This window comes from Proteus sp. fly-1008 (genome assembly GCF_040140305.1).
Lineage (GTDB): Bacteria > Pseudomonadota > Gammaproteobacteria > Enterobacterales > Enterobacteriaceae > Proteus > Proteus vulgaris_B.
In genome coordinates this window covers 45428-52867 of record NZ_JBEEWH010000009.1, presented here as the reverse complement: position 1 = coordinate 52867, position 7440 = coordinate 45428, and the positions used below count along the sequence as shown (strand labels likewise).

Genomic DNA, 7440 nt, shown 5'->3' with positions numbered 1-7440 from the left:
GCGACTGATACTATAACTTACTGCTTTGTGAATTGGTTGCGGGGGCCAGATTTGAACTGACGACCTTCGGGTTATGAGCCCGACGAGCTACCAAGCTGCTCCACCCCGCGTCTCCACAGAGGGGCACTATACTCAGGATCTGCTGAGTTGCAAGTTTTTTATGAAATTTTTATCGTTTTCTTTTAAAAACGGTCAGAAATAATACATGGGGATGCAATTTTAGGCAGTTATACTCGTTATGCTTAAGGTTGTAGAAGCCGACAATGCTCAGTGGAGTCTCATCATTTATCTATGTTTCCCTATCTATTTTCACTTGTTGTGACTTAATGTTTAAAAGTCATATTGATTAGGGGATAATAGAAAAACCTTAACTATCGGTATATCCATATTCATATCTTTATTGATTTGGCTTTGGTATCTTTCTAATTCAAAATCAACACTTAAATTTAGTCATTAAGCGGGCAAAAAATGGTTACTTGGCGAAAATCGTTAATTTTAGGTATGTTAGCGCTTGCCTTGACAGGATGTCATCGTCCAACAGAGCAAGGTCAGCAATATAAAGATGGAAAGCTTAAACAGGACTTGATCGAAGTCAGCTCGCCAAATACACAAGGTACACCGATTAATGGCCCAGATTATCTGCAACAAGTTAATCAGATCAATCAAACATCATCTCGTTTGTATAATAGTAACAAAGAGACTTATCAAGCAGTTGAAAACTGGCTACGTTCAGGAGCTGATACGCGCCAATTACGTCAATTTAATCTTTCTGCATTTCAAATGGAAGGTGTTGATAACTACGGTAACGTTCAATTTACTGGTTATTATACGCCAGTTCTTGAAGCGCGTTTAACACGACAAGGTGAATTCCAATATCCTCTTTATAAAATGCCTGCCAATAGTCGCTCGAAACTCCCTTCACGTGCAGCTATCTATAATGGTGCATTAAGCCAATCTTTAATTGCGGCTTACAGCAATTCCATTATGGATAATTTTATGATGGAAGTTCAGGGAAGTGGTTACGTTGATTTTGGTGATGGAAAACCGCTTACATTTTTCGGTTATGCAGGGAAAAATGGGCATGCTTATCGAAGTATAGGTAAAGTGCTAATCGATAATGGTGAAGTAGAAAGAAAAGATATGTCGATGCTCGCTATTAGAGAATGGGCTGATAAACATAACGATACTGAAGTGAGAAAATTATTAGAAGAAAATCCTTCATTTGTTTTTTTTAAACCAGAGCCCTTTACACCAGTAAGAGGTGCTAGTGCTATTCCATTAATTGCACTAGCATCAGTGGCTTCTGATAGAAGTATTATCCCCGCGGGAACCGTACTACTGGCTGAAATTCCTGTGCTTGATAATTCAGGTAAGTTTACAGGTGAATATCAAATGCGTTTAATGGTGGCATTAGATGTAGGTGGCGCAATTAAAGGGCATCATTTCGATATTTATCATGGGATTGGTAAAGATGCGGGTCATATGGCTGGTTTTTATAATCATTATGGGCGTGTTTGGGTATTAAAAAAATCACAGCTTAACTTGCTAAATCCTTCGTCGTAAACGATTTACTATTTATCAGGTTATTATTAACGGTAAAATCAAGTAAACGACATGGCTATTGATATCAATAGCCATAATTATTTCTGTTATTTAGGTTGTTATCGCATCATGCAAAATTCATTATCAGATTCATATTTACAACGCTTTTCTGGAATAGGACGACTTTATGGGCAAAAAGCGTTGTCTTATTTTGCTCAGGCTCATATTTGTGTCGTGGGTATAGGTGGGGTAGGCAGTTGGGCTGCAGAAGCACTGGCACGCAGTGGCATTGGTGCGATCACCTTAATTGATATGGATGATGTTTGCGTAACTAATACGAATAGGCAAATACATGCATTAAAAGAAAATGTGGGTCAGCCTAAATGTGACGCCATGAAACAGCGTATTTTGGAAATCAACCCAGAATGTAATGTCACTAGTATTGATGATTTTGTCACGGTTGATAATGTCGCTGAGATGATGAATAACAATTTTGATTATGTGATTGATGCGATTGATAGTGTTAGACCAAAAGCAGCATTATTAGCCTATTGTCGCCGTTATAAAATTCCTGTGATCACAACTGGAGGGGCTGGTGGGCAAATTGATCCAACTCAAATCCAAGTGGTTGATTTAGCAAAAACAATTCAAGATCCTTTAGCGGCAAAATTAAGAGAACGTTTAAAATCTGATTTTAATGTTGTGAAAAATAGCAAAGGTAAGCTAGGTATAGACTGTGTTTTTTCTACTGAACAATTGGTTTACCCACAGAGTGATGGTACAGTTTGTGCAGCGAAAAGCACTGCTGATGGTGTAAAGCGAATGGATTGTTCTGCGGGATTTGGCGCAGTAACGATGGTAACAGCTTCTTTTGGCTTTATTGCGGTGTCTCATGCATTGAAGAAAATGCTAGCGAAAGCACAGCGTGCTCGTGATACTCGTCATACTTCAAACCACAGCGTTGTTGACTGTGTTCATCCACACTAGTCACATACTTATGTATGCTCCTAGCGGCTTATTCACTTGTCGCCTAGCTGTGACTTGAATTATTTAGAGTATATATTTGTAGCATTATATATTGAGATTTTGAGCTTAAGTTGAGGCTAAGATTGAGAAGTGAGTGATTTTAATCGTGCGATAATCGCATTCACTCCGTCAGTGCGAGATTGGCTAATTTGATTAGCCAATCCTAATTGATCAAAAATCGCTAATATATCGATATCAGCTATTTCCTGTCCCGTTTTATTTTCAACTACCGTTAAGATAATAGTGAGTAAGCCTTTTACGATCCGTCCATCACTATCACCATAGACGTGATATTTACCATCATTGTTTAATTCAACTCCTAACCAGACTCGATTTTCACAACCCTTGATCTCTTTTTCTGTTGTTTTTAATGCATCAGGTAATGTTGGCAATTTTCGTGAGAGTTGAATTAATTGACGATATTTATCTTCCCATGCTTTTGATTTTTGAAAATCATTAAGCAAAACGTCTAGGGTAATTTCATTGCCAAAAGGGTGTTGTGTTGTGATATTAGTCATGATGATTATTCGTCTTTTAAAAGTGTTAGCGCAAAATTAACCGCATCAATTAAAGCATCAATATCTGCACGCTGATTATAAGGCATAAAAGAGATACGTAGGCAGCCTGATATATTCAATGAATCAATAAGAGGCTGTGCACAATGTTGCCCTGAACGTAATGCTATACCTTTCTCTGTGATTAATGTTGCTAAATCACTATGGTGGATGCCTGCAAAATTAAAAGAGATGACGGATGAGTTTGGTGCGCGATAGCTGATAAATCCATCTAACTCACGTAGGCGTCTTTCAGCTTCATCTGCAAGCTCTAATGTATATTGATTAGCCTGATACATATCTTGTGTTTCTAACCATGCTAATGTCGCTGAGAAAGCGATAACACCAGCGACATTAGGTGTTCCCGCTTCAAAACAGTGAGGAATAGTTGCAGGTGTAAAACTGTTAAAGGTTGCATTAGTTAGCATTTTCCCACCACCATGCCAAGGTGCCATCTCGTCTAAAAGCTCACGTTTACCATAACAAACACCTAATCCATTAGGACCATAAAGCTTGTGTGCGGAGAAAACATAAAAATCAATATCAAGTGCGCTCACATCCGTTGAGTGGTGTGCAATACCTTGCGCACCATCAACAACCAATAAGCAATTATGATATTGGCGTACACATTGAGACACTTTATCTAATGCGATTTGAGCACCTGTTACATTCGACATTTGGCTAATTGCCACAACACGAGTCCGCTCACTGAGCAAGTGATTTAGGTTCTCAATTGAAGGCAAAAAATCACCTTCAATAGCCCAAGGGATCACCTGTGCACCTGTCTGTTGTGCCAGCATTAACCAAGGAATAAGGTTGGCATGATGTTCTTGCTCACTCACTATTATTTCATCACCTGCTTGTAAGCGTGGGCGAAAATAACCTTGAGCAATAAGGTTAATCGATTCTGTCGTGCCCTTTGTCCAAATAATGGTGTCACTATCAGCACTATTGATTAATCCAGCAACTTGTTGGCGAGTCATTTCAAACTGTTGTGTGGTTTCTTTCGCCTGTTGATATTGGCTACGATGCACAGTCGCAAGGTTATGTCGATAAAATGCATCAGAGGCTTCTATCATTGCAAGAGGCTTCAATGCAGTCGCTGCACTATCAAGATAAATCGTTTTTTCTTCAAGTGCAGGAAATTGTTGTCGAAATAAATCAGATGAAAATGCGTTCATAATTAGGCTGTATTAGTAGACGAATAATGTTTGATGATAATCGTTAAAAATAGGACGTATTGATTATACGGTTAATTATATTTATTTATAACGGAAAACTAAAAATACCCGTTTGTTGTAGGCTATTAACGCTATAGTAACACGATAAATAGGATGAAAGTTCACTCAATAAAAATCACTCACATTAGATTGATATCCTGTTTTTGCTGATTAAAAATTATTTGAAAAAAGATCAGATGTATTTTTTCAGCATAATGACAATAAATTTAGCGTAAGAAATGGATGAAAACATCAAAACTGAATAGGTGAGTGGAGAAAAAAGAGAGAAAAATAGGGGATAAAAAAAGCACCGCCTTGGCGGTGCACTATAAAATCACTATGGACAGACAGGGTAAATGTACAGGAAGTGAAAAAAAACAGTAGCATAAGCTACTAAGTCTGGAATTTCCAGACAACTTGCAAACACAACATCACAACCACAAAGCCAAAAGTTTTGCAGTATTGCTACTACACAACTTTTCGTTCCGGCTTAGGAAGTGCGCCTACTATAGGTATTTACTGGCTAATCATCAAGGGACAATTTATAATGCTTCGCATAAAAAAAACTAATGATGAAAGTTAGGATCTACTAATAGCCAAAATAGGGGTTTGAGAACCGATTATGTCTAAACGTTTACCGCCATTAAATGCACTTAGGGTTTTTGATTCAGCGGCTCGTCATTTAAGTTTTACTAAAGCCGCTGAAGAATTATTTGTGACACAAGCAGCAGTCAGCCATCAAATAAAAACATTAGAAGAATTCCTTGGACTAAAATTATTTAGAAGGCGCAATCGATCTCTTTTGTTAACAGAAGAAGGGCAGAGTTATTACCTCGATATCAAGGAGATTTTTTCATCAATTAACGAGGCAACTCGCAAATTATTAGCAAGAAGCGCGAAAGGTGCACTAACAGTTAGCTTATCTCCAAGTTTTGCTATTCAATGGTTAGTGCCAAGATTATCAGGGTTTAATCAGGCTTATCCGGGAATAGATGTAAGAATTCAGGCGGTTGATAGAGAAGAAGATAAGCTTGCTGATGATGTTGATGTGGCTATTTTTTATGGTCGAGGTAATTGGACGGGGCTACGTACAGATCGCCTCTATGCGGAATATTTGATCCCTGTTTGTGCACCATCTTTACTTACAGGTGAAAAACCACTAAAAACCTCATCCGATCTGATTTATCATACACTGCTACATGATACATCTCGCCGAGACTGGCAAGCTTATGTTCGCCAGTTAGAGATACAAAATCAGATAAATGTGCAACAAGGACCTATTTTTAGCCATAGCTCAATGGTGATACAGGCTGCTGTACACGGACAAGGCGTTGCATTAGTGAATAATGTTATGGCACGTAGTGAAATAGAATCAGGTCGATTAGTTAGACCTTTCCCAGATGTCCTTGTCAGTAAAAATGCATTTTATTTAGTTTGCCAAGATAGTCAGGCTGAATTGGGTAAAATTGCGGCTTTTCGCCAATGGATTTTATCACAAGCAGCGAACGAACAAGAAAAGCTGGGTTTACTGACATCATCTTAATATTATGATTGGCAAAATATCTCCTAAATTAGGAAGGAATAAACAGTGAATAGTCGTACATTGCTTATGTTTTCCGCGATTAGTGGCTTTTTTTATGTCGCTTTTGGTGCATTTGCAACACATAAGCTAGCACCTCATTTATCGCCACAACATTGGGAATACATCCAGTTAGCGATGCGCTACCAGATTGTACATACCTTGATACTTGTCGGGATCGCAACAATATTAATGCGAAAAACTATTTTATGGTTTTATTGGGCTGGTATTTTCTTTAGTGTTGGTATTCTACTTTTCAGTGGTAGCCTTTATTGTATGGCGCTAACACAAGTTAGATTGTTATCTTATTTTACGCCAATTGGTGGTTTTAGCTTTCTTATTGGTTGGACTTTAATTTTTATTGGCGCTTTGCGTCTAAGGGCACCGGCGTCTCGCCATGAATAAAGTTGCATTATATTGTCGCCAAGGTTTTGAAAAAGAGTGCGCGGCTGAGATTACGGATAAAGCAGGTCAAATCGGCGTTTATGGCTTTCCTCGTGTTAAAGAAGGAAGTGGCTACGTGATTTTTGAATGCTACCAAGAAGGTGAAGCAGACAAGATCGCGCGTGAAGTAAATTTCCGTGAATTAATTTTTGCTCGTCAGATGTTTGTGACAAGTGAATTACTTAAAGATTTACCGCCAGAAGATAGAATTACACCTATTGTTGGAATGTTAAAAGGTGCTGTTGAAAAAGCGGGTGAACTTCGAGTTGAAGTTGCTGATACAAACGAAAGTAAAGAGTTATTAAAATTTTGCCGTAAATTTACGGTGCCATTACGTAATCATTTACGTAATGAGAAAATATTGTTGAAAGTAGAGAACTTTAGCCGTCCTGTTGTTCATGTGTTTTTTATTGCGCCGGGATGTTGTTATGTTGGCTATTCCTATAGTTTTAATAATTCCCCATTTTATATGGGTATTCCTCGATTAAAATTCCCATCAGATGCGCCAAGTCGTTCGACATTAAAACTTGAAGAAGCATTTCATATTTTCATTCCTTATGAGGAGTGGGAAGAGCGTTTAGCAAGTGGAATGAAAGCGGTCGATTTAGGTGCATGCCCCGGTGGTTGGACATATCAATTAGTAAAACGCAGTATGATGGTGCATGCTGTTGATAATGGGCCAATGGCACAATCTTTAATGGATACAGGGCAAGTTCGTCATCACCAAGTTGATGGTTTTAAATTTGAACCTACCTCTAAAAATATCACATGGCTTGTTTGCGATATGGTTGAAAAACCAGCTAAAGTTGCTGCATTAATGACAACTTGGATTGCTAATGAATGGTGTCGTGAAGCTATCTTTAACTTAAAATTGCCAATGAAAAAGCGTTATGAGGAAGTTTCTCATATTCTTGAAAAAATAAAGACGGAGTTAGCTGAAAAAGGGATTAACGTTAAAATCCAAGCAAAACATCTTTATCATGATAGAGAAGAAATAACTGTTCATATACAAAATATTTGGGCCGCTTATCGACCCGACCGTGAATTTTAAATATGATAAGGATCCATCAATATA

At 38.1% G+C, this 7440-nt stretch carries 7 protein-coding genes and 1 tRNA gene; 5 read left to right on the top strand and 3 right to left on the bottom strand.

The genetic code is table 11. The annotated features are described in order from the left end of the window. Window positions 1-33: 33 nt before the first annotated feature. Window positions 34-110: transfer RNA gene (locus tag ABN256_RS14490), tRNA-Met, on the bottom strand. 358 nt (window positions 111-468) lie between these two features. Between ABN256_RS14490 and mltA the strand changes: the two genes are divergently transcribed. Next, complete coding sequence (gene mltA / locus ABN256_RS14485) at window positions 469-1563, top strand: murein transglycosylase A (protein ID WP_196554703.1); 1095 nt, start codon at window positions 469-471, stop codon at window positions 1561-1563. Window positions 1564-1671: 108 nt separating this feature from the next. Continuing rightward, the gene (gene tcdA / locus ABN256_RS14480; protein WP_349439660.1) at window positions 1672-2529 is read left to right on the top strand and encodes a tRNA cyclic N6-threonylcarbamoyladenosine(37) synthase TcdA; all 858 of its coding nucleotides are present in this window, start codon (window positions 1672-1674) and stop codon (window positions 2527-2529) included. A 116-nt stretch (window positions 2530-2645) separates the two neighbouring features. On the opposite strand, the gene csdE is transcribed toward tcdA, so the two are convergent. Continuing rightward, on the bottom strand, window positions 2646-3086 hold the full coding sequence (gene csdE / locus ABN256_RS14475) for a cysteine desulfurase sulfur acceptor subunit CsdE (protein WP_349439631.1): 441 nt from the start codon (window positions 3084-3086) through the stop codon (window positions 2646-2648). A 5-nt stretch (window positions 3087-3091) separates the two neighbouring features. Further along, the gene (csdA, locus tag ABN256_RS14470; protein ID WP_349439630.1) at window positions 3092-4303 is read right to left on the bottom strand and encodes a cysteine desulfurase CsdA; all 1212 of its coding nucleotides are present in this window, start codon (window positions 4301-4303) and stop codon (window positions 3092-3094) included. A gap of 661 nt (window positions 4304-4964) precedes the next feature. Between csdA and ABN256_RS14465 the strand changes: the two genes are divergently transcribed. From ABN256_RS14465 to rlmM, 3 genes are read left to right on the top strand one after another with little or no spacing between them, the layout of a single operon-like run. Next, window positions 4965-5885, top strand: coding sequence for a transcriptional regulator GcvA (locus ABN256_RS14465; RefSeq protein ID WP_072070027.1), 921 nt, complete (start codon window positions 4965-4967; stop codon window positions 5883-5885). 45 nt (window positions 5886-5930) lie between these two features. Then, window positions 5931-6326, top strand: a complete 396-nt coding sequence (locus ABN256_RS14460) for a DUF423 domain-containing protein (RefSeq protein ID WP_087803510.1) — start codon at window positions 5931-5933, stop codon at window positions 6324-6326. Then, on the top strand, window positions 6319-7416 hold the full coding sequence (rlmM, locus tag ABN256_RS14455; protein WP_349439629.1) for a 23S rRNA (cytidine(2498)-2'-O)-methyltransferase RlmM: 1098 nt from the start codon (window positions 6319-6321) through the stop codon (window positions 7414-7416). Before ABN256_RS14460 ends, rlmM begins: the two co-directional genes overlap by 8 nt. The last annotated feature ends 24 nt before the right edge of the window (window positions 7417-7440 follow it).